Source organism: Methylophaga sp. UBA678 (assembly GCF_002299105.1).
GTDB lineage: Bacteria > Pseudomonadota > Gammaproteobacteria > Nitrosococcales > Methylophagaceae > Methylophaga > Methylophaga marina.
This window is the reverse complement of sequence record NZ_DBNG01000021.1, coordinates 59,486-83,627: the sequence shown is the minus strand read 5'-3', so window position 1 is coordinate 83,627 and position 24,142 is coordinate 59,486. Positions and strand designations below refer to the sequence as shown.

The following is a 24,142-nucleotide window of genomic DNA, read 5'->3' as shown; positions in this document are numbered from 1 at the left end:
TCCTACCATTCTCCCGGAAGGCTAATACGAAAAAAACCTGTATTAGACGTATCGTGAAGATAGTTCAAACGTGCTCGGTTAGCCTGGCAGAGTTCTCTCGCTAAGTACAATCCCAAGCCTGTTCCTCCCTGACGAGCAGAATGAAATGGCTCGAATAAATGGGCCTGAACAGCCTCGGGAACACCTGGGCCATTATCAATGATATCCAGGAAAACCTGTTTAGCATTCTGTTCCAGTCGGATATGTATATAAGGCTTTTCTTCTCGCTTAGCATGAAACCAGGCATTGTCCATTAAATTCCATACAACCTGATGTAGCTGTTCTGGATCCATTGCAATCTGAAGATTAGCCGCTTTCATATCCAGGGCAATATCATCGTCATCAAGCTGTTTTGTTTCAGTAAATTCGTGAATAAATTTCTCTAGCCAGTCATTAAGCACAAACACAGCGGGTTCAGCTGTTTTTTTACGACTCATCTGCAAGATAGTTTCGATAATATTATTCACACGCTGAGTGTGTTTCAAGATGATGGCGGTCAGTTTCGTCATCATGTGATCTGCCGCATATTGCTCAGCCAATAACTCACCAGCATGGCTGATTGCACCAAGAGGATTACGGATTTCGTGAGCAATGCTCGCCGTTAGTCTTCCCAAAGAAGCCAGTTTTAATTGCTGTGCTTGTTGGGCAAGTGCTGACGTATTTTCAATATAAATAAGTATTTCTCCACTATCGAGCTGAGTAGCGGAGACCTGAATTTCAGGCAAGTCAGCCCGTGCCTGAAACGGAAGAAAAGCATTCGGACTTTGCTGCTGCCACAGCCAGACCTGCTCGCCTAGTTCAGGTACATACTCACGTAAGTTAAATCCGGGCTCAATATCTGCTATGCCAAGCAATTGTCTTGCTGACGTATTCAACATCGTTACGTTGCCATACGTGTCCAGAGCCAGCACGCCAGTGTGCATTTGACTGATAATGTGCTGATTTAATACAGCTAGATTTTCAACATCTCTCGCCCGCTCTTCTGCCAGGACCTGCGAACTTTGTAATTTTTTAGATAACCATTGTGCCAACCATGCTGTGACAAAAAATGTGGCACCTAAGATACCTGCCTGACTATATTTAGTGACACCATCGCCAGCAATTTGTGAATAACTGACTTCGAGCAAAACGGCTAAGGTCGCTAACGCGGCTATAAATGCGGCCAGACGTCCCGGCATTAACGCACCACCCGCCACGACAACGACTAACATCAGTGATCCAAGCCCGGTATGTAATCCACCACTGGCATGAATGATAACGATCAGAGCAATGATATCTATGACAGCTTGAATTCGTATCTGTGTTTGTACATCTCGCCAATGATTCAGTGTTAATACTAATAAAAGAAAGGCACTTAACAGATACGACAGACTCACGACACTGTATAAACGTGGATCTGCTTCTCCCAGAAACTCAGGCGGTAGTCTCAAGTAAAAAACTAAGAAAAGGACCGTAGCGAGAAATAAGCGATAGCTGGCAAAAACGGTCAGCGCACGCCATGTAGCTGGATCTTGATAATACGGTTTATATGAATCCAAAGATGAACTCATTTCGACTCGTTAAAAGCCTCTAAATGTTGTGTGGAACAAAAATAATGATGGTTTTGTTGTATCGCTTCGTGTTCAGAAATATGTAATCCACACTGCTCGCAACGCACCATTTTTTCCATCCGTGCTTGTTCATCTTCTGCTTTAGCTTTGCGTAACAACGTCGTGATGATGATATATAGCAACAAGCCAATGGCAATTAAAATAAGAATTCGCATTTTTCACCTCAAAAAAAAGGGTATCGACATAGGATACCCTTTTTCTTTTATTTTTAGTGACGTTTAGCCACGAGAAGCACGTTTCCGTTCATGTTCCAGTAATAATTTTTTACGAACACGAATGGCTTTAGGTGTGACCTCAAGTAACTCATCATCACCGATAAATTCTAGTGCCTGCTCTAAGCTCATACGAATAGGCGGTACTAGAGTCACCGCTTCATCAGATCCAGATGCACGCATATTGGTTAACTGTTTACCTTTTAATGGGTTAACAACTAAATCATTGTCACGTGAGTGGATGCCAATCACCATACCTTCATAGACTTCATCACCATGTCCGATAAACATGCGACCACGGTCTTGCAAGTTAAATATAGCAAAAGCAACCGCTTTACCCACACCATTTGCAATCAAAACACCATTGATACGTTTACCAAAACTACCGGTTTTCATCGGTGCATAATGATCAAATACACTGTAAATCAAACCTGTACCTTGGGTAGCTGTCAGAAATTCTGTACGGAAACCAATCAGGCCACGAGACGGAATAATAAAGTCTAAACGAATACGACCTTTACCATCGGGTACCATATTTTTCAGGTCAGCGCCCCGCTCACCCATTTTTTCCATGACAGTGCCTTGATGTTCATCTTCGATATCAATAGTGACAGCCTCAAAAGGCTCTTCTTTCACACCATCAACTTCACGGATAATCACTTCCGGACGAGAGACACCCAGTTCAAAACCTTCACGGCGCATATTTTCGATAAGCACAGACAGGTGCAACTCACCACGACCAGATACTTTGAACTTATCAGGATCTGTAGGTACTTGATCCACGCGTAACGCCACGTTATGAATTAATTCACGATCCAGACGCTCTTTGATTTGACGTGTAGTAATAAATTTCCCGTCTTTACCTGCAAACGGAGAATTATTAACCTGGAAGGTCATTGTCACGGTGGGTTCATCTACTGACAGTGGTGGTAATGCTTCAACAGCATTTGGGTCACACAAGGTGTCAGAAATATTTAATGGATCTAGACCGGTAAACGCAATAATATCGCCCGCTTGTGCCTCAGCCACTTCTTCACGTTGCAGACCTAAAAAGCCCATAACTTGCTGTACTCGACCGTTACGTTTTTTACCTTCACGGTCAACGACAGTCACAGGTGTATTCGTTTTCACACGGCCACGTTCGATACGACCAACACCGATAACACCCACATAACTGTTGTAGTCAAGTGATGACACCTGCATGCGGAAAGGACCTTCTGAATCGACATCAGGATGATTAACTTTGTCGACGATAAGCTCAAATAACGGTGTCATATCACCTTCACGAACAGAGTCTTCCATGCCTGCAAAGCCATTTAATCCTGATGCGTAAATGACATCAAAATCAAGCTGTTCATCTGTCGCATCCAAATTAACGAATAGATCAAAAGTTTGATCTAATACCCAATCTGGACGAGCTGATGGTTTATCAATCTTGTTAATAACAACAATAGGTTTGAGTCCTAATGCCAGCGCTTTCTGAGTCACAAAACGGGTTTGTGGCATCGGACCTTCAGCTGAATCTACCAGCAACAATACTGAATCAACCATCGACAGAACACGCTCAACTTCACCACCGAAATCAGCATGGCCTGGTGTATCCACGATGTTGATGTGGTAGTCATTCCAGCGAATCGCTGTATTTTTTGACAGGATGGTAATACCACGTTCACGTTCAAGATCGTTGGAGTCCATCACGCGTTCTGTCAATTCTTCATGCTCACCAAAGGTGCCAGACTGACGAAGGAGTTGGTCAACTAAGGTCGTTTTGCCATGGTCGACGTGGGCAATAATCGCTATATTGCGTAGCTTAGAAATATCTCGTTTATTTGTCATTAGTTTGAATTCTGTAAAAGCATGCCATGCATGCGAAAAAAATATGCCCTTAGGCGCTTATTTGGCTTTTGATAAATGTGGTTGCAGCGTGGTTAACATTAGATTGTGTACACCAAGACCTGCTGCAATGACATTACCTTTATTGAACAAATTATCGGTACCATCAAAGTCGGTGACAATGCCCCCAGCTTCTTCGACCAGAAGTAAGCCTGCCGCCATATCCCAATTCTCCAGCCCCATTTCCCAGTAACCATCAACACGGCCTGCGGCCACATAAGCAAGGTCCAACGCAGCTGAACCCGTACGACGGATATCTGCTACCTGAGGAAACAAGGCTTTAAAACTGTTGAAGTAAGCTTCATGAAAAGCGGGATATTTGAATGGGAAACCTGTTGCAAGTAGTGCACCTGCCAGCTCTCTGCGTTTGGTTACACGGAGTCGACGGTCATTCAGTTTGGCACCTTCACCACGGCTTGCAGTGAACAATTCATCGCGCTGAGGATCATAGATAACAGCATGTTCAACTCGTCCTTTCACTCTGACGGCGATGGATACACAGTAGTGCGGAAAACCATGAAGAAAATTTGTTGTGCCATCCAAGGGGTCAATAATCCAAACGGTTTCATTGTCACCTGAACGACCCGACTCTTCAGCCATAATGGCATGGTCAGGATAGGCTTTTTTGATGACGTTGATGACTTCTTGTTCCGCGAGTCGGTCAACGTCTGACACGTAATCATTACGACCTTTAGTCGTGACTTCAAGATGCTGAACGTGCTGCAGCGAGCGCATGATCAGAGAGCCAGCATTGCGGGCAGCCCTGATTGCTATATTGAGCATTGGATGCATAAACAAATTTTTCCAGAACGATAGGTACTTCAAGAGTGCATTGAAGAACAATGACTCAGATTAAAGCCGATTATTATACCAACTATTTCTTTATGTATCTGTTGTAATATTAAAACGGTCCTTTTTAATAATGTTAATGGACAGCAAAAATATTTCTTGCTAGCGTATGTTTTATGTTGCAAATAAGCAATATAATATCCACGCCAATTTAACTGGTACTTTAAGGAGATAAAAATGAAATCATTAGCAAAACTGAGTGCTGTAATCCTGCCTTTAGCTATGTTGACTGCTTGTGCGAACACAGCTGAAATGGAAGCGCTGAAAGCCTCTGTAGAATCAGCTCAATCAACAGCTGATTCAGCTCTGGTCGCAGCCCGCAATGCTCAAAGCACTGCTGACACAGCGCAACGTACTGCAACTGACGCAGAACTGGCTGCCATGAACGCCCAGAAAGCTGCTGATGAAGCTCAATCAACTGTCGAAGAATGCTGTGCAAAAATCGACCGTATGTTTGAAAAAGCGATGAGCAAATAATCTAAATTTTAGATTGACTCATACAAAAAAGCCGGAACAATTGTTCCGGCTTTTTTTTATCTATAGTATTTATCTTTAGAGCGTGTCACTCGATACTTGCGCAACCCATACAGAAATACCTGCTACTTCACTAATTTTGTCAGCCATCTCAGCGGCTTCTTGTTGTGAATTAAATGGGCCGATTAAGGTTTCCCCGACTGCGCCAGATTTCGCAGGCCAGAACAGATCATTCAATTGCAAAGTATTGATTGCCTGACGTGTTTTTTGTATCGCTTTCTGGCTTAGTCCGGCATGAACAAACCAAACATCTTCTACGATATCGAGTGGCTCTTCTCCTAGACGTTTAACGATACTATCCTGGGCTTCCACTAATCTTTCTGTAAATGCCCAATCATCATCGGCAGGTAATTTATCGTGTGCCTCTAAAATGGCTGCTACCATCGGTGTCATGTTTAAACCTTGGCGTTTATCGATGTCACTGTGTGGTTTATTGACTTCCAAATAGAGTTTGCCATCACGAACACCCGCTTTATCTGGCTGATAAATAATTTCTACAGGCGTATTCACTGATGCGATATTAAATAAGTGCTGGATATCTTCTGGGAAAAGTCGAATACAACCATGGCTCACACGCATACCTACACCAAAAGGCTTATTTGTGCCATGCAATAAATAACCCGGCATCGATAACCGCATCGCATAAGCCCCTAATGGATTATCAGGCCCGGCCGCAACCACTCTTGGCAAAGGATCACCTTTTTCAAGATGCTCTTTTCTGATGGATTCTGGTGGTGTCCATGTTGGATCTTTTCTTTTCTGGGTAATCTTTGCTTTGCCCAATGGCGTGCCCCATCCTTCACGTCCGATACCGATTGGGTGGGTGATCACTTTCTGTGTTTCTCCCGCCTTTGTTTCTGGATAATAGTAAAGGCGTAACTCGGCAATATTGATCACGATGCCTTTTTGGCCAGCTTTAGGAAGAATGAAACGGCTTGGAATAATAACGCGTGTATTCTCACCCGGAAGCCATGGATCAACATCTGGATTGGCTTCGACAATGTCGCTGTACCCTAAATCAAATTGACGTCCAATATCGAGTAAGGTGTCTTTATCTGTGCTATAAACCACCATGTTGTGACCCACAACGGTTGAGCCAGCGGATTTAAGTTCAAAAGTAGTTGCCATAGAAGGTGCCGATATCGCAAGACCTACAGCAAGAGACAACAACCGTTTCAACATCGATGATTCCTGTTTATTAAAGAATAAAGCTGCATATTGTACTTGATTAAATATAATCTTCACATTCGCTAAAAGCGTGCTTTGAATCCGAAAAAGGGCTAAGATCAACCTTTACCTTAAACAGCAAGCTAGCGTACTCTACTTCAATGAAAAAATATTATTTGCCATTAATCATCGGTCTGACCTGTTTATCACTGTCTGGTTGTTCTTTTTTTCAAAAAGAAGAAGTTAAAGCAGATGAAAGCTGGAGTGTAGAAAGAATCTACAGTGAAGCTAAAGCCGCGCTGGATATCGCAGATTACAGTAAAGCCATCACCTACTACGAACAACTGGAAGCGCGTTTTCCTTTTGGTGAATATGCTCAACAAGCATTACTTGAATCTGCTTATGCTCATTACAAATCAGATGATCCTGAAACCGCCATTGCCACCATTGATCGATTCATGCGGGTATACCCACTGAATCCGAACATCGACTACGCGATATACCTTCGTGGCCTGGTTAATTTCCACCGTGACATTGGTTTATTAGAAAAATATATTCCCCGTGATGAATCTCAGCGTGACCCAGGCGCTGCGGAGGATGCATTACGTGACTTCAATACATTGATTCAGCGTTTTCCTACCAGCCGTTATGCAGAAGATGCCGCTCAACGCATCGTCTATTTACGTAACCGTCTCGCACAACATGAAGTGAACGTTGCCAATTATTACATGCGTAGAGGCTCATACTTAGCGGCGCTCAATCGCGGTAAATATGTGATAGAAAACTATGACAGAACACCTGCGATGCCAGAGGCGCTAGTAGTGATGGCAAAAGCCTACAAAGTGTTGGGCATGCTTGAGCTGTCAGAAGACTCGCTTCGTGTTCTTAGAATTAACTATCCCGGCCATCCTGGAATTGCGGAAGTAGCCCAAACCGAAGTGCAGTAGTCAAAAACAAAAAAGCCCGTCGTTGAACATTCAGCGACGGGCTTTTTTTATGCGTACAGCATCAACTAAATCGCGTCTTGATCCTGCTCACCTGTGCGAATTCGAATTGCTTGTTCTAATGGTGTAACAAAGATTTTGCCATCGCCTATACGACCAGTATTGGCGGCTTTAATGACGGCTTCAATCACGCCATCCACTTTATCGTCAGCCACTGCGATTTCTAATTTTACCTTGGGTAAAAAATCCACAACATATTCAGCGCCACGGTAGAACTCAGTATGTCCTTTCTGGCGACCAAAGCCTTTAACTTCGGTAACAGTCATCCCAGTCACACCGATATCAGACAGTGCCTGGCGAACATCATCCAGCTTAAAAGGTTTAATTATCGCTTCAATTTTTTTCATCGTAGTTCCTTACTCTATAGTTGAAGTGACGGTGTAGCCTGACGTGATAGGATATCGGCGATCTCGGCCAAAAGCCCGGCTACTGATACGAATACCTGGAGGCGCCTGCCGCCTTTTATATTCATTACGATCCACCATTTTGATGACTCTTGCAACTACATCCGCGTCATAGCCCCCTTCAACCAAGTCTTCAAAACACTGTTGATCCGCTATATAACGCTGCAGAATCTGATCTAAGACAGCATAGTCAGGCAAGCTATCTTGATCCAACTGTCCTTCTGCCAGTTCAGCTGACGGGGGACGTGTAATAATTCGCTCAGGAATAGCCGGGGACTGTTGATTTCGATGACGGCTTAACTGATATACCAGCGTTTTATATACATCTTTCAATGGCGAGTATCCACCAGCCATATCGCCGTACAATGTCGAGTAACCCACAGCCATTTCGCTTTTATTACCGGTCGATAGCACCATTGAGCCTGTTTTATTGGATAAGGCCATCAAAATAATGCCACGGCAACGTGCCTGTATATTTTCTTCCGTTGTATCGTTCGGCAGTCCTTTAAATTCATCGGCTAATGAGTCAATAAATGCATTGAAGGTGGGTTCTATCGAAATAATGCTGTACTTGACCCCAAGCCCTTCGGCCATTAATTTCGCATCATCCAGACTCATTTGAGAGGTATAACGCGACGGCATCATCACCGCATGCACTTTGTCTGCGCCAATGGCGTCAACAGCCAGTGCCATGGTTAAGGCAGAGTCAATACCGCCTGATAAACCAAGCACGACTCCAGGAAAATGATTTTTCTCGATATAGTCTTTCAGCCCAAGCGTTAGTGCTTTGAATATGGTAGACAACTCCTCTTCAGGCTCGCACAAGGTACCAGATAAGGATAAAGTCCCTGATGCATCCCGCTTGATGCTGACAGGGAATAAACCAAACTCTAATGCTGGCGCCTGAGCAACTTTTGTTCCTGCAGCATTGATTACAAAAGAATAACCATCAAATACCAGTTCGTCCTGACCACCATATTGGTTGACATAGATAACAGGCAGCCCCGTTTCAGAGACACGCTTATTAACTTCAGCTTCACGTAGCGGCCATTTACCAACGTGATAAGGGGAAGCATTTAAGTTGACAATTAACTCAGCACCAGCGGCTTTTGCTCTGGCAGCGGGGTCTTTGAACCAGATATCCTCGCATATGGTAATGCCAATATTGATGCCACGAAAATCAAAGACAACCGCCTCATCACCTTCAACGAAATAACGCTTCTCATCAAACACACCATAATTGGGTAACTGCTGCTTGTGATAAGTACAAACCACCTTGCCATCATCAATTAACGAGGCAGAGTTATATAAACCCGATTCAACATCACCTGCTGGATGACCAACTAACACGGCTATATTATCCAGCTTACTCGCCAATGTGCTTAACGCTTTACGAACCCGCTTCAACAAACCGGGGCGGAGTAATAAATCTTCTGGAGGATATCCGCTCAGTGTCAATTCAGGAAACACCACTAAATCGGCATTATGCTGTTGTTTTGCCTGATTTGCAGACTCAATAATCCTGTTAACATTTCCTGCGACATCACCTACTACGGGATTGATTTGTCCCATCACCAGCGTGAGTGTTTGCATTTATTTTTTATCCATCATTGCCAGCATTATGTCGCCAATTTCAGCAGGCGATCGTGCAATACCACAGCCAGCAGCTTCAAGCGCTTTTAATTTCGCTTCAGCCGTGCCACTGCCGCCACTGATAATGGCGCCAGCATGGCCCATACGTTTGCCAGCAGGCGCAGTCAAACCAGCGATATAGGTCACAACCGGTTTAGAAACATGCGCTTGAATAAACTCGGCGGCATCTTCTTCGGCATGGCCACCAATCTCACCAACCATCACAATACCTTCTGTTTGGGGGTCATTCTCAAACAACTCAAGACATTCGATAAAGTTCATACCATGAATAGGGTCACCACCAATACCGACGCACGTACTTTGCCCCAACCCATTCTGTGTTGTCTGATGAACCGCTTCATAGGTTAGCGTACCTGAACGTGAGACAATGCCAATTTTTCCTGGCTGGTGAATATTACCGGGCATGATGCCAATCTTACATTCACCTGGTGTAATCAAGCCCGGACAATTTGGACCGATCAAATGTGCATCGTAACTATCTAGAGCATGTTTCACGCGTAACATATCCAGAACGGGAATACCTTCAGTGATACAGGCAATCACTTTAATACCGGCATCAGCCGCTTCCAGAATCGCATCGGCAGCAAATGCAGCAGGCACATAAATCATGGTGGCATCTGCACCTGTTTGTTCGACTGCTTCATGTACCGTGTTGAAAACAGGTTTATCTAAATGTGTTTGTCCACCTTTTCCTGGCGTCACACCACCGACAAACTGGGTGCCATAAGCAATGGCCTGCTCGGAGTGAAATGTACCTTGTTTGCCAGTAAAGCCCTGACAAATCACTTTGGTTTCACGATTGATTAAAATACTCATGCCTGCGACTCCTGGGCTGCCGCTACAGCTTGACGTGCAGCATCGGTTAAATCATCGGCAGCATATATACTCATTTCACTGTTTTTCAATAATTCACGACCTCGTTGGGCATTTGTGCCCTCAAGTCTTACAACAACGGGTAATGACAGACCGACTTCTTTCGCTGCCTGAATAATACCTTCGGCAATCAGATCACAACGAACAATACCACCGAAGATATTGACCAAAATCGACTTCACTTTTTTATCAGAAAGAATCAACTTAAATGCTTCAGCGACGCGAGCAGCTGTCGTACCACCACCGACATCTAAGAAGTTAGCAGGCTGCCCACCTTCTTTTTGAATTAAATCCATGGTGGCCATTGCCAGACCGGCGCCGTTGACCATACAAGCCACGTTGCCATCCAAAGAGATATAGTTAAGGCCAAATTCACGAGCGATAACTTCTGCATCATCTTCCTGACTAGGATCAAACATCTCTGCTAACTCGACATGGCGGAATAAGCCGTTATCATCCAGATTAATTTTGGCATCCACAGCAAGTAAATCCCCCTCATCAGTAACAACGAGCGGGTTTACTTCCACCAGACTGGCATCATTTTCTGTAAACAATTGATACAGATTTTGCATCACGGACTGTAGCTGTTTGAAGCTATTGCCCGTCAAGCCAAGAAAAAATGCTGCACGGCGACATTGATATCCCTCTAAGCCAACAACAGGATCCACATATAAATTCAGTATCGCCTCAGGTTGTTGTTCCGCCACGGCTTCGATATCCATACCGCCTTCTGCTGAGACCATGAAAACAATACGTTGTGAACTGCGGTCAACCAGTACGGCCAGATAAATTTCACGACTGATATTGGTCGGTTTTTCTACCAGTACCTGGTGCACGGGCAGGCCTTCAGCTGTAGTTTGATGGGTGACAATATGTGTACCTAACATGCCGGCTGCGGCGGATTCTACGTCATCCAGAGAATTCACCACTTTGACACCACCCGCCTTGCCGCGACCACCGGCATGAACTTGTGCCTTAACGACCCAACGCTCGCCTGCTAGTAACTCAGCGGCTTGTCGAGCTTGAGCGGGTTCAGCAACGGATTGACCTTGAGGTGTAGGCACACCGTATCGATTAAATAATTGTTTGGCCTGAAATTCATGCAGATTCATTGTATGTTCTTGCCTTACTTGGTTGTCTTTTCAACGCCAGCGACAGTTATCTTTTAATAATCTGCGATTTGTTGATAAAAACAAGATCTTAATTCAATGTCGAAAACGTTATATTTTCTCGCAATAGCGCAATAATTACCATCACTACACATGATATAGTTCACGCTGAATGCCATAAACGAGTTTTTACATGTTAACGCTATACCCAGAAATAGAACCTTATCAAACCCATTTACTTGAGAGAGAAACCTTATCTTCTGGAAAAAAACACGAAATTTATGTCGAAGAATGCGGCAATCCTGATGGGATTCCAGTTGTTTTTCTGCATGGTGGCCCTGGCTCAGGGTGTCGTCCACAACATCGTCAATATTTCGATCCTGAAAAATATCGTATTGTGTTGTTTGATCAACGTGGCTGCGGACGTTCTAAGCCCAGCGGTGAGCTTGAAAACAATACCACCGCGCATTTAGTCAGTGATATGGAGTATATCCGCACCCAGCTCGGTATAAATACATGGGTGATTTTTGGCGGTTCCTGGGGAGCGACATTGGCGTTGTGTTATGCAAGAGATCACGCTGACAACGTCATACACATGATATTGCGTGGTACATTTCTGGGGCGCCAGCAAGATATTGATTGGGTTTATGCTGCAGGAGGCGCTTCAAAGCTATTTCCGGAAGCATGGCATCGCTTAACGCATATGCTAGATGACGCGGAACAACAAAGACCACTGAAGGCTTACTATACTCGGCTAACCGATCCTGATGAGTCACTGCAATTATCAGCGGCTGCCATTCTTAACAGTTGGGAGGCAACGATTGTCACCATGCGAGATCATGAGTACGAAGCCGATTTAACTGAAGCGCCCGGCCCATTGGCTCACTCACGTATTCAATTACATTATGCATTGAACCAATGTTTTATCGAAAACCGACCTATCTTGAGCGAAATTGACTCATTACGTCATATTCCTACCCATATTATTCATGGTCGTTATGATATTGTTTGCCCATTACAGCAATCTTGGGAACTACACCAGGCATGGCCTGAAACAAGCTTAACGGTGTTACCTCTTGCGGGACATGCTGCGGGCGAACCTGCAGTGGTCGATGCCTTAGTCAAGGCTACCGATGCGTTCGCGGATGAACTGTAGTGATAGCCTTATTGCAGCGTGTGAAACAGGCTTCGGTTGAAGTCAATAATCAATGTATTGCTGAGATCGATCATGGCCTGTTGGTATTTGTGGGTTTTGAAAAAGACGACTCATCGGCGATGATTGAACGCTTGGTAGAGCGGGTGATCAATTACCGCCTATTTGCAGACGCGGATGACAAAATGAACCTCTCCGTCAAACAGGTTAATGGTGGATTACTTCTTGTGCCACAATTTACTCTGGCAGCAAACACGCAAAAAGGCCTACGTCCCAGCTTTGCTTCTGCTGCATCGCCTGACATAGGATATCAACTGTTTAATGAGTTTGTTGATGCCGCTAATAAGCAGCATCCTAAGGTTTGTACCGGTCAGTTTGGTGCTGACATGCAGGTTAAACTCATTAACGACGGGCCAGTGACTTTCTGGCTTCAGAGCTAAACTACTGTTACAGGATTTTTTTGAATGCGCATTATCAGAAACTTTATTGTCGGGCTGTTATTGGTATTGGTTGGCATTGCCGCCATCATGCTTATCCCATCGCCTCAACCGCCTGCCAGTAAACCATGGGAAGTGACTGTGATGCCTGACAATAATGTCCAAGTATTTGGCATTCATTTAGGTAAAACTGATTATAAAACGGCTCAACAAGCACTCCGTGTGTTTGGCAAAACAGCCATCTTTACAGACCCGGATAATAAAGCCACGGTTGAAGCCTATTTTGATAGTGTGAACTTAGGTGGCTTATCAGCCAAAATGGTGCTGAATCTCGACGTAGATGAAGACAAAATCGCTGATATGTTGGAGCAGGCCTCAGCAGGAAAACTACAACCTAGTGGCGCGCATCAGCATGAATTGGCAGAAGAAGATAAACAGTTTTTATTGTCATCACCTGTTGCAGCGATTACCTATATACCCAGTGTTCGTTTAGATGAAGAAATGATTCAAGAACGCTTTGGTGCTCCTGATAGCATTAATACAGGATTACCAGATGATGAAGGTAACGCAGACATAATTTGGCTTTATCAGAAGCTTAATCTCACGGTTATTTTTAGCAGCAATAATAAGACGCTATTAATTTATCAAACTAAATAAGCGTCTCTTTTTCTGCCAGTTCATAGAAAGCTTCTTCGCTAACAGGCTTACTGAATAAATAGCCTTGTGCACACTGGCAAGTATGCTGTCTGAGATAATTGAGTTGCTCGTTGGTTTCCACACCCTCCGCAACGACTATCAAGCCCAGGCTTTCCGTCATTGCCAGAATTGCATTGACGATGGCGGCATCATCCTTGTCGGTGGTGACATCCCGTATGAAACTGCTGTCAATTTTGAGTACATTCAATGGAAACTGTTTCAAATATGACAAGGAAGAATAGCCCGTACCGAAGTCATCAATAGCTAAGCTAATACCCATTTCACTGAGCTCGGATAATGTTAAGGTTGCCAACTCAGGATCTTCCATTAACATGGTTTCCGTAATTTCCAGCTCTAAATTTTTAGTGGGCATACCTGTCTCCGCAAGAATATAGCGGATACGACTGGCAAGATTACCGCCTTTAAATTGGCGGCCAGATAAGTTAACGGCTAGTTTAAAGTCTTCCGCCAGCTTATGCTTAATATTTAAAAAGCACTGACACGCCTGTTTCAGCACCCACTCACCGACAGATTCAATCATGCCAGTATCTTCAAGAATGGGTATAAAATCAGCAGGCGATACTAATCCCCACTGTGTACTATTCCAGCGCAATAGCACTTCTGCACCGTTCATTTTTCCAGTATCGAGATCAATTTGTGGCTGTAAATGAATGAAGAATTCTTCTTGCTCGACGGCTCGTCTTAAAGCCGTTTCCATAGCAAGTCTTAATGAGGCTTGTGCGTTCATATCGGCAGAATAGAACTGGAAATTATTTCGCCCCGTTTTTTTTGCGTGATACATGGCGGCATCCGCATTTCTGATCAGCATATCAACATCACGACCATCCGCTGGATAGAGGCTCACACCAATACTTGGGCTAATATTGATTTCAACACCATCAATAAAATAAGGTTGTGACATGGCATGAATTATTTTTTCAGCCACTTTCCCTACATATTGTGCAGATCGAATATTCTCCAGAATAACAGTAAATTCATCGCCGCCTAATCTGGCGACCGTATCACCTTCACGAATCGTCTCTTTAATTCGTTTCGCTACCTCTTTTAAAAGACTGTCACCCGCTTTGTGCCCTAAAGAGTCGTTAATATGTTTAAAGTGATCCAGATCGAGAAAGCAAACGGCAAGTCGGCCAGAGTCACGATGTGCTTTGTGGATTGCATGCTCAAGCCGATCATTAAAGACATTTCTATTGGGTAAGCCTGTGAGACTATCTATACTCGCCAGATTGGTTAATCTTTCCTCATTTTGGCGCTGTGTTGTTACATCTTCAAATAACCATATCGATCCATTTTGCGGGGCATCAGCTTCAATCGATTTGCCAGCCATAGCACACCAGAACCTATCTCCATTTTTGCGAACTAATTCCAGCTGAGCTTCATAACTCTCCCCCACTGAAAGATATTGAGACACATGTTCGCCAAATTGTTCGTAGGCGATTTGGCTTGGATAGATAAATCGTGTTTTTTGTCCTTCAATCTCTTCACGACTGTATTGGAATAATTCTTCAAACTTCTGATTAACTCGTATCACTCTTCTGTCACGAATAAAAGCGATCCCCACCATCGCATTTTCTAAAATGGTGTTCAATTCTGATGTCATCTGATGCAATTGCTGATTCGTTTTCTTCCATTTCGTGATATCCGCTATGACACAGACCCAGACAAAGTCATCACTACCACTGATTATCCTGCTAACGGAAATCCATAATGAGAAAGCCGTACCGTCCATGCGAAGACCTTCATACTCACCACTCGACTCATCATCCAGCTCTAAATCATCAATTGATTCAGGTTTATTTGCTTCAGCAAAAAACTGTAATAAGTGCTGATCAAGAAGATCCTCAATAGCACCACCGAACATGCTGGCACCAGCAGGGTTTATATCAATGATATAGCCTTCTTCATTAAGAGATAAAATCGCTTCTGGGACACTATTTAATACAGCTCTGAGTTGCTGCTTTTTATGCTGCATGGTGACTTTAGCTTTGCTGTAATCAGCAATAAGATTCTGGGTCACCTCAGCAAAGTGATTAAAATCTCTAGCCAGCATAGAGACTTCATTTTGAGTGGATGTCACTGATATTCTTGTCTCAAACCGCCCCTCAGAAAGCGACCGGATAGAGTCTTTGATGAGCACTAAAGGCTGGTTGATCCTATTGAATAAAATATACGCAAATATCATGACAGCACTCATGATAAAGACACTTACGACGATAATTTGCCACCATGAGTAATTGGCCGAAGTAACGTCATCACTGATCTCAGCATAATTTTGTAAATTGATATGTTTTATTAACTGATTGAGTTGCGTTGTTAAGCTCGACATCAGCTTGATAGAAATACTTTGCTCTCTGGCTAACGCTGACTGTGTGGCTGTGCTCTCTTCTTCTATCGCTACCAACCCAGTTTCACCACCCATCAATACCCTGAGTGCTTCCACTTGCCTTTCTATTGCTTGTAACGTTTCAGAGACATACATCAACTCAAAAGTCTGACTTGAGAAAGCATCAATATCCTGTTCTATCTGAGCAAAAACACGATTAAACTGTTTCTTTGATTGAGAAAAATCAGATATATCGCCTGTTCGCAGAAACAACTTATAGTTGAGTAAACGAAGCTCATTGATATGACTTTTAAGAGGATGGGCTAAGTTTAGAAGCGAGACGAGGTTATCATTGCGCAGGCGTTTTTCGAGATCATCCATCAAATTTAGCAATGAGGCAGAAACACGCTCATTGCCAGCCTGCTTGGCTTTGATGTCACTGGTTAATTCAAGATGACGTTTTTTTAACTGGAAAAGCTTGCTATCAAGCACTAGATAATCTTGATATGTTGCTGATAAAGACTCTAATAAGCGGTGAGCCTCCTGCTGCTCATCCAAAGCCTCAGATAACAGCTGCGCATTTTCCTGGAACATGAGTTCAATTGCTGTTCTATCAGCAAATTCAGGTAATGCAGACACATCAGAAACACTAAGAAACTGTTGCTGTCGTTGTGCAAACAGTAAAGCAGCTTGACTAAGCTCACGGCTGTTAGCTTCTATCGGCAGTAGATGCTCAATGAAAATAGACTGTGTCTCGGACATCAAATTATTGGCGTAATTAGCCATAATGCCCATAACAATAACAGCCACTAAGGTGATGGCTGCCCACAGTTGGAGCATATGTTTAATACTCCAGTTTTTAAACATTGAATGAATAACCGTATTGATTGAACATTTAGCCTTCCATAGCCTCAATCTTTACTCTCATCGTTATTTTCGGCTTCAGTCTGTTTTTGTTTTTCTTTGGGTGCTGAAGAAGATGACATATCATCGTCATCCATCAGTACACGATTGGCAGCACCATCCATATCATCATATTGACCATTTCTGACTGCCCAGAAAAACACAGCAACACCGATAATACCAAGTAGTAACATACCTGGGAGCAAACCATAGATGACTTCCATCACATACTCCAAACTCTTCATTCATGACGACGAGGCGATGAAAAGAAAAACAAACCTGGCACAGTGAAGTTTAACTGGCTTTGTTCTATTTATTTCTTCACAAGTCTTCCGATTCTGGCAGAGTTTCCGATAACCAACAATGAACTAATCGGCATTGTGATGGCGGCAACTAACGGATTAACCCATGCACACATCGCTAATGGCACCATGATAACGTTATAGCTGATAGAAAGCATTATGTTCTGACGAATGATGCGTAAGGTTGTACTGGCCAGCAATTTTGCTTCCGCCACTTTTATCAACTCCTGATGTGATAAAACGACATCTGCACTCTCAACTGATACATCAGTCCCTGATGCTAATGCAATACCTACATCAGCTTGAATTAATGCAGGGGCATCATTGACACCATCACCGACCATAGCCACGATGTCACCTTGGGCTTGCATTGACTTCACAACGGCAGATTTATCCTGCGGTAATACTTCTGCAAACCGTTGTATATCTGAAAATGACTGGGTTACAGCATTGACCACTTCCAGACGGTCACCACTGAGTACCGTGACCTTGGCACCCATAGACTGTAACAACTGGATCGTCGATAGCGCATCCGGACGTAGCGAATCAGTCAATCCAATAATTCCCTTTATAGCGCCATCTACCGCAACGGAGACACAACTAATCCCTTGTTTCTCGTATTGAGACATTTTTTCGGTCAGAGGCTCAGGGAAGTCGATATCCTGTGAGTTCAACCACTGACGTGTGCCTACCAGTATCAATTTATCGTTTATATAAGCCGTTACTCCCCGCCCGGGTATGGTTGTAAATTTTGTTATCGGAAGAAGTTTCAATGCAGATGAAGCGACTGTTTCACATATTGCTGTTGCGATAGTATGTTCTGAATTCTGTTCTACAGATGCGGCCAACTGAAGCAGTTCAGATTCGGTTAATTCTGCACATGGTTCAACCATGTGAACATTTAACTGACCTGTTGTTAACGTCCCTGTTTTATCAAACACAAAATGATTGACTGAAGACAGACGTTCCAATGTTTCTCCTTGCTTCACCAGCACACCACGTTGTGCCCCCACTCCTGTAGCTACCGCAACAGACATCGGGGTGGCCAAGCCAAATGCACATGGACACGTCACCACTAATACTGACACCGCAGCCAGTAGTGCGACCTCAAAGTCAGACTGGAACCAATAAAGAAAGGTTAAAGAAGCCAGCGTTAAGGTGATCAATACAAACCACGGCACAATTGTGTCGGCCAATGTTTGAATTGGTGCTTTGGACGCTTGGGCCTCATCCATCAGTGCAACGATTTTTGCTAAAGCGGTATTGCGTAATACCTGTTCAACCCGCACCTGGAAGGCACCTTCACCATTGATGCTTCCAGCAACGACCGTATCACCGACCTGCTTAACCACAGGAACAGATTCACCAGTCAACATAGACTCGTCAACCGCACTATCACCGTCAATGATAATTCCATCGACAGGAATACTTTCACCCGGTTTAACCAGTACCGTTTGTCCAATCTGTACTGCGCGTATCGGCACAACTTCAGACGTATCATCAACTAAAACTGTTGCAAACTTCGGCTGTAACTCCAGCATTCGCCTAGTGGCCGAAAGCGCTTTCTTTTTCGAGATAGCTTCGAGGTAACGCCCCACCAGTATCACGAATAAGAAGTTCACCACTGTATCAAAGTAAACATGTCCGGTATCTAGCTTATTAATGGTGGCGTATGTTGAATATAAATAAGTTGTCGTTGCACCGATGGCAATGGGTAGATCCATCGTCAGATAACGCTGTTTCAAACCACTGAGTGCACTACGGATAAAGGGATAGCCTGAATAGAGCAAGGTTGGTGTCGCTATCACAAAACCTATCCAGTGAAACCACTGACGAAACTCGCCGTCGCTTGCTCCACTATATAATGCAATGGAAACCCACATCATATTCATCATTGCAAAACCAGCAAAGGCCATGCGATACAACAAGCCTCTATGGCGCTTTGCCAGCGCTCCTTCAGCTGTTTCTGGATCAAATGGCACAGCAGCGTAGCCTATTTCAGCTAAACGATTCAATGCCGTTGATAGTGGAATGATTGAATTATCCCAGTGCAGTTTCAATCTTCGTGCGGTTAAATTCACTTCAGCATTGAGCACGCCAGGCAAAGCTGAAAGTGCATTTTCAATAAGCCAAACACACGCCGCGCAATGAATACCTTCTACCAATAGATGAATGGTTCTATCATTCTGACTGGTATCCGTAAAATCAGATTGAACTTCATCTAAATCATAGGCTGAGAGATCTCCCAGCATATCAGGTGGTGGCGAGAGTGAATCTGTTTCAGCCGCTTTTGTGTAAAATCTTTGTAAGCCGGCACCGTATATTGTCTCGCAAACGGTTTGACAGGCGTGACAACAAAAGACACGCTCCTCCCCACCTATTTCTGCATTGAATTCGTTCGGGTCTTTAACGGGTAGACCGCAATGATAACAAGATATTGCCAAAACTAATCCTGCGTTTCAGATACTGAATATGAATGTTTAAGGATTAATTTGAATCCGACGTGTTAACACATATTTATCGTCACCACGGTGAGCTTCGATGATAATGTCCCAACTTCCAGGTAAAGCAAAACTGACATCAGTCACAAAACTTCCATGGCCTGATGGATGCATCTCTGCCGAGAAGTCTTGACGCTTATCAGATGGTCTATAAGCAAAGAACTTAACTGAATCCAGCATTAGGCCAGCTGAGTTCTGTCCGGTAATCACTGCTTCATAGGTTTGGACTTGATTGACTCTAGAGGAAGTTGGCATCAATAAAACGCCTGACCAACCAAGGCTTTTTTCTTTTGCAATTTCTTCTTCAGTTTTGGCGTATGCCTGACCTTTTTCATAAAAGTCTTCAATGACAAGGTTTGGCGGAGATTTAAACGCTAAATAGATAAATACAGCGTTAGCGCTCAGAAAAACCACTAAAAATACTAACATCCCCAGTACCCATGGGTTTTTCATTGCTTGGCTATTTTCTTGGGAAATTTGCATTCTCTTCCTCATCTACTCAGGTGCCATGAACATACTTTCATATGAAGTTGATATGGCTGAATTATTGATTACTTCAGCTTTAAATTCTATAGGCATCAGGCCTTTAGTTAGTTTATCATCGGGTACGCGAACCAAGGCTGTTACGGGCACCACTTTACCCGGCTCAACCGTAATTTTATCACTCATTCCATGTAAGGTCGCACCCTCAAGTCCAAGTACATCGTAACGGACCTCTATTGGATTTTTTGTTTTGTTTAACATTTTTAATGTGTATTTATTCTGAATACCACCATCACTCAGACGAACATATAATGGCTGACGATCATGAATTACTTGGAACTCTGTTGGTGATAATGTAAAAAAGCCATAAATCACACCAGATAACGCTGTCAGTAAAATTAAGCTATAAATAATGACGCGTGGACGTTTATACATCGGTAAAACGTTCTTATCGTGATGTAATTCCTTGTATGACGCATAACGAATCAGACCTCGCGGTTGATTAGTTTTATCCATAATGCTGTCACAAGCATCTATACACATACCGCAAGTGATACACCCTTCTTGCTGCCCTTTTCTAATGTCGATCCCTGTCGGACAAACAGCAACACACACTTTACAGTCGATACAACTGCCTTTAGATTCATCTTCAAGCTGACCCTTTTTCAATTTACCTCGGGGTTCACCACGTTCAGCATCATAGGCAGGCAGAATGGTGTCTTGATCGTACATGACACCTTGAAGACGAGCATATGGACACAGCCAAAAGCAAACTTGCTCGCGCATAAAACCGGCAAAAACGTAGGTAAATACACCAAAAACGGCCATCGAAATCCAGACAGGAAGTGGCGCTTGTAGGGTGAAAATATCGGGCCACAATTGATAAGCATCAGTAAACCAGGCAGCAAATGAAATACCTGTTATCAGTGCAATCGCAATCCATAAGGTATGTTTTGTCAGCACCCTAGTCACTTTATCTATAGACCAAGGGGCTTTTTTAAACTTCATGACTTTTTGAGGACTGTCACCCTCCAGCTTCGTCTCTATAAATGTATAGATATCAGTCCAAACAGTCTGGAAGCAGAAGTAACCGCAAAATACACGGCCAGCGATACTGGTCACGGCAGCGAGTAAAATAGCAAAAAACAGTAAGGTTAACGACAACATCCAGATATCTTGTGGATAGATCGTTAACTGAAAGAAATTAAACTGACGTTCAGGAATATCAAACAAAATTGCCTGTTGCCCATTCCAGCGTAAGTATGGTCCCAAGAAAAATATCAGCCAAACAGACATGCCAATCCACTTTCTTAATCTGAAACGCCCTTTAATACGCTTAGCAACAACCTTCTGGTCGCCGGTATTAACGTGCCAATCAGACACTTCTTCGTAGATTTGGGTGACATCATCATTGACGTTTGATTGTGTTTGACTCATATCATCTCCGGAAAAAGATTTAGCTCGTGTATTTTAACACACGCCCAATATTATATTAGTATTTACTGATATTAATTCGTTATAAAAAAGCCGACGTTTGTCGGCTTTTTTTCGTTTAAACGAATGTCGGATAAAAATTATTTATCGTCTAAGTTTTTCATGATTCTGTAACCGATAACACCTATCACAACAATGGTCAGTACAACGGATACGATCGCTCCAATAACAACTGCGTCAATATGCATATCTCTTTTCTCCTGAAAAAGACTATCAAAACTCCCAGTCACTCCACTGGGAGTTTTAATATTAATTATTGACCACCACCTAACTGATGGACATAAACAGCTAATTTCTTAATTTCAGTCACAGATAAACGTTCTGTTTCATCACCTTCGTATTCAGGCTCTTCATCCCATTTCTCTGCTTCAATTTTCACTGCAAGCTTCTCATTCCAAGCAGGCATGATAGCAACACGGGTTAAAGGATCAGATGGGTCGTTAACACCGTGCAAAATGGTGTAACGAATTTCTTCTGGATCACCTGAAAAACGCCAGATTTTGTCGGTTAAGTTTGCTGAACCAAGTTCATGAATACCTTTAGCATCAGCACCATGACAACCAACACAGCCTTTTGCGTTATACAGTTTCCAGCCTGCTTCAGTCGCTTCTCCGTTAGATAAATTCACAACAAACTTAACTAAGCTATCTACTTCTTCAGGTTTTAGAGTCTTTTGATGAGACATCATCATGCCATGACGTCCTGCTGCTAGAGAAGCGACGATAGTGTTGATATCTCCGCCATATAACCAATCATCATCAGCAAGAATTGGATAACCAGAGTTTGGCGCTGGCACACCACCAGTACCATGACAAGCGGCACAATTATCACCGAATAACACTTTACTTGAACCAACTGCATAGTTACGCATTTCAGTGTCAGCAAGAATTTCTTCAGCTGTCATTGAGGCCAGCTTTTCTTCAAACGGTGCTCTGACATCTTGAACCTTAGCTAAATCCTCTTTGTACTCTTTGATTTGAGTCCAGCCCAGCAGTCCTTTGGTACTGTCATTAATCAATGGCAGTGATGGATAAAGGATAAAGTAGACCAACACTAACAAACCGCTTAAATACAGGGCATTTGTCCACCAGCGTGGAGGTGGGTTTTCTAACTCTCTGATGCCATCCCATTCATGCCCTGTGTCAGGCACTTCATTAGGATTCTTTTTATTATCAGCCATCATTATTTCTCCGAATTTGTATCGTCATCGTCCTGCAGCATGGTGCGGTGTGACTCTATTTTATCTTTATTTTTTGGGTTCAGAACCCAAAAATAGAGCACCACCATCAGTACAAAAATAACTACTGTAAACACCAAGCCAAACCAGTCGGTTGCTGTCATTTCGCTCCAATTAGTATGAAAATACTCTTGAAGTTTACTCACGATATGACCTGCCGGGTTCAAAGTTGACCATTGTTCCCAACACTTGTAGATAAGCAACTAACGCCTGCATTTCAGTTTTACCTTCAACTTCAGCAGCAGCATTGTTGATTTGCTCATCCGTGTATGGGACACCCAATACCTTCATTGCACGTAGGCGTTTTTCAATTCCAGGACCATCGATAGTGGCATCTTCAAGCCATGGATAACTAGGCATAACAGACTCAGGCACCACTGAACGCGGATCATGTAAATGTTGGATATGCCATGCATCTGAATACTTACCGCCAACACGAGCTAAATCAGGTCCAGTACGTTTCGATCCCCATTGGAATGGGTGATCATATTTTGACTCAACAGCCAGAGAATAATGGCCATAACGGTCTTTTTCATCACGGAAAGGACGAATCATTTGTGAATGACACAGATAACAGCCTTCCCGTTGATAAATATCACGACCCGCTAATTCAAGTGCAGAATATGGACGAACTCCTTGTAGCTCTTCATAGTCAGGGTGCACTTGATCCTCAAAGGTTGTTTTGAGATAAAACAAAGGCACGATTTCTACGATACCACCCACTGAGACCACAAGTGCTGTTGCTAACACAAGGGCCCAGATATTTTTTTCCAGTTTCTCTTGAAAGGTAACTGGTTTATTAGAATTATGATCAGACATTCCAGTCTCCTTAAATGTTAGCAGCGGTAGCCATTGCAGCCGAAGGCTTAGCAATCGCTCGACGAATAGTCACTGTGACATTGAATAACATGATACAGGCACCTGAAAAGAAGATAAGTCCGCCAACGGCACGCATCGCATAGTAAGGATGCATTTGAGCCACAGACTCAACAAAGGTGTAGGCCAAGTTACCGTAGTCATCATATGCACGCCACATCAGACCTTGCATGATGCCTGATACCCACATGGCTGTGATGTAGACCGCTGTACCAATCGTAGCCATCCAGAAGTGCAGGTTGACCAAACGAATTGAGTACATAGTGGTTCCCCACATGCGTTCTACCATGTGATAAAGCGCACCAATGGACACCATCGCGACCCAACCTAATGCGCCCGAATGAACGTGACCAATAGTCCAGTCAGTGT

Annotated in this window: 22 protein-coding genes and 1 pseudogene; 5 read left to right on the top strand and 18 right to left on the bottom strand. The window is 43.5% G+C overall.

The window, feature by feature from the left end:
* Positions 1–2 precede the first annotated feature (2 nt).
* From B3014_RS11150 to suhB, 4 genes are all read right to left on the bottom strand, one after another.
* Positions 3–1,589, bottom strand: a complete 1,587-nt coding sequence (locus B3014_RS11150) for a sensor histidine kinase (RefSeq protein ID WP_289243837.1) — start codon at positions 1,587–1,589, stop codon at positions 3–5.
* Complete coding sequence (locus tag B3014_RS11145; RefSeq protein ID WP_286305182.1) at positions 1,586–1,804, bottom strand: PP0621 family protein; 219 nt, start codon at positions 1,802–1,804, stop codon at positions 1,586–1,588. The genes B3014_RS11150 and B3014_RS11145 overlap by 4 nt, the downstream gene beginning before the upstream one ends.
* A gap of 63 nt (positions 1,805–1,867) precedes the next feature.
* A complete protein-coding gene (typA, locus tag B3014_RS11140; protein WP_289243838.1) occupies positions 1,868–3,697 on the bottom strand; it encodes a translational GTPase TypA in 1,830 nt (609 codons plus the stop codon).
* 57 nt (positions 3,698–3,754) lie between these two features.
* Complete coding sequence (suhB, locus tag B3014_RS11135) at positions 3,755–4,546, bottom strand: inositol-1-monophosphatase (RefSeq protein ID WP_286305184.1); 792 nt, start codon at positions 4,544–4,546, stop codon at positions 3,755–3,757.
* Positions 4,547–4,780: 234 nt separating this feature from the next.
* Between suhB and B3014_RS11130 the strand changes: the two genes are divergently transcribed.
* Positions 4,781–5,080 (top strand): Lpp/OprI family alanine-zipper lipoprotein, encoded by a 300-nt coding sequence (locus B3014_RS11130; protein WP_007145710.1) that lies wholly within the window; start codon positions 4,781–4,783, stop codon positions 5,078–5,080.
* Between the two features lie 75 nt (positions 5,081–5,155).
* On the opposite strand, the gene B3014_RS11125 is transcribed toward B3014_RS11130, so the two are convergent.
* Positions 5,156–6,319 carry a L,D-transpeptidase family protein gene (locus tag B3014_RS11125; protein ID WP_289243839.1) on the bottom strand — a complete coding sequence of 388 codons (1,164 nt, stop codon included), beginning with the start codon at positions 6,317–6,319 and terminating at the stop codon, positions 5,156–5,158.
* A gap of 146 nt (positions 6,320–6,465) precedes the next feature.
* On the opposite strand from B3014_RS11125, the gene B3014_RS11120 reads away from it, so the two are divergent.
* On the top strand, positions 6,466–7,251 hold the full coding sequence (locus tag B3014_RS11120; protein ID WP_289243840.1) for an outer membrane protein assembly factor BamD: 786 nt from the start codon (positions 6,466–6,468) through the stop codon (positions 7,249–7,251).
* 65 nt (positions 7,252–7,316) lie between these two features.
* On the opposite strand, the gene B3014_RS11115 is transcribed toward B3014_RS11120, so the two are convergent.
* From B3014_RS11115 to sucC, 4 genes and pseudogenes are all read right to left on the bottom strand, one after another.
* Entirely contained in the window at positions 7,317–7,655 is a 339-nt protein-coding gene (locus B3014_RS11115) for a P-II family nitrogen regulator (RefSeq protein WP_286305187.1), read from the bottom strand.
* A 9-nt stretch (positions 7,656–7,664) separates the two neighbouring features.
* The gene (locus B3014_RS11110; RefSeq protein WP_289243841.1) at positions 7,665–9,305 is read right to left on the bottom strand and encodes an NAD+ synthase; all 1,641 of its coding nucleotides are present in this window, start codon (positions 9,303–9,305) and stop codon (positions 7,665–7,667) included.
* Positions 9,306–10,181, bottom strand: a complete 876-nt coding sequence (gene sucD, locus B3014_RS11105; protein WP_286305189.1) for a succinate--CoA ligase subunit alpha — start codon at positions 10,179–10,181, stop codon at positions 9,306–9,308.
* Positions 10,178–11,356 (bottom strand): annotated as a pseudogene (gene sucC / locus B3014_RS11100) (ADP-forming succinate--CoA ligase subunit beta); the annotation flags it as partial. The gene sucD and the pseudogene sucC, both read right to left, overlap by 4 nt.
* A 184-nt stretch (positions 11,357–11,540) precedes the next feature.
* Here sucC and pip point away from each other — a divergent pair.
* The 3 genes from pip to B3014_RS11085 are packed head-to-tail and all read left to right on the top strand — an operon-like array spanning position 11,541 to position 13,594.
* On the top strand, positions 11,541–12,503 hold the full coding sequence (gene pip, locus B3014_RS11095) for a prolyl aminopeptidase (RefSeq protein ID WP_289243842.1): 963 nt from the start codon (positions 11,541–11,543) through the stop codon (positions 12,501–12,503).
* A complete protein-coding gene (gene dtd / locus B3014_RS11090) occupies positions 12,503–12,940 on the top strand; it encodes a D-aminoacyl-tRNA deacylase (protein WP_289243843.1) in 438 nt (145 codons plus the stop codon). Before pip ends, dtd begins: the two co-directional genes overlap by 1 nt.
* A 24-nt stretch (positions 12,941–12,964) precedes the next feature.
* A complete protein-coding gene (locus B3014_RS11085; protein WP_289243844.1) occupies positions 12,965–13,594 on the top strand; it encodes a lytic murein transglycosylase in 630 nt (209 codons plus the stop codon).
* Here the strand turns inward: B3014_RS11085 and B3014_RS11080 are convergent.
* The 9 genes from B3014_RS11080 to B3014_RS11040 all read right to left on the bottom strand — a co-directional run.
* Positions 13,587–16,817, bottom strand: coding sequence for an EAL domain-containing protein (locus B3014_RS11080; protein WP_289243845.1), 3,231 nt, complete (start codon positions 16,815–16,817; stop codon positions 13,587–13,589). The genes B3014_RS11085 and B3014_RS11080 overlap by 8 nt on opposite strands.
* Before the next feature lie 71 nt (positions 16,818–16,888).
* Complete coding sequence (ccoS, locus tag B3014_RS11075) at positions 16,889–17,104, bottom strand: cbb3-type cytochrome oxidase assembly protein CcoS (RefSeq protein ID WP_286305194.1); 216 nt, start codon at positions 17,102–17,104, stop codon at positions 16,889–16,891.
* Between the two features lie 89 nt (positions 17,105–17,193).
* A complete protein-coding gene (locus B3014_RS11070) occupies positions 17,194–19,626 on the bottom strand; it encodes a heavy metal translocating P-type ATPase (protein WP_289243846.1) in 2,433 nt (810 codons plus the stop codon).
* Positions 19,627–19,662: 36 nt separating this feature from the next.
* Positions 19,663–20,166 carry a FixH family protein gene (locus tag B3014_RS11065; RefSeq protein WP_286305196.1) on the bottom strand — a complete coding sequence of 168 codons (504 nt, stop codon included), beginning with the start codon at positions 20,164–20,166 and terminating at the stop codon, positions 19,663–19,665.
* A 12-nt stretch (positions 20,167–20,178) separates the two neighbouring features.
* Complete coding sequence (ccoG, locus tag B3014_RS11060; protein ID WP_289243847.1) at positions 20,179–21,603, bottom strand: cytochrome c oxidase accessory protein CcoG; 1,425 nt, start codon at positions 21,601–21,603, stop codon at positions 20,179–20,181.
* A 310-nt stretch (positions 21,604–21,913) separates the two neighbouring features.
* Positions 21,914–22,843 carry a cytochrome-c oxidase, cbb3-type subunit III gene (ccoP, locus tag B3014_RS11055; RefSeq protein WP_286305198.1) on the bottom strand — a complete coding sequence of 310 codons (930 nt, stop codon included), beginning with the start codon at positions 22,841–22,843 and terminating at the stop codon, positions 21,914–21,916.
* A complete protein-coding gene (locus B3014_RS11050; protein WP_040576263.1) occupies positions 22,843–23,043 on the bottom strand; it encodes a cbb3-type cytochrome c oxidase subunit 3 in 201 nt (66 codons plus the stop codon). Before B3014_RS11050 ends, ccoP begins: the two co-directional genes overlap by 1 nt.
* Positions 23,036–23,716, bottom strand: a complete 681-nt coding sequence (gene ccoO / locus B3014_RS11045; RefSeq protein WP_289243848.1) for a cytochrome-c oxidase, cbb3-type subunit II — start codon at positions 23,714–23,716, stop codon at positions 23,036–23,038. The genes B3014_RS11050 and ccoO overlap by 8 nt, the downstream gene beginning before the upstream one ends.
* 10 nt (positions 23,717–23,726) lie before the next feature.
* Positions 23,727–24,142: cbb3-type cytochrome c oxidase subunit I (locus tag B3014_RS11040; RefSeq protein ID WP_289286982.1), on the bottom strand; the 416-nt coding region annotated here is incomplete at its 5' end.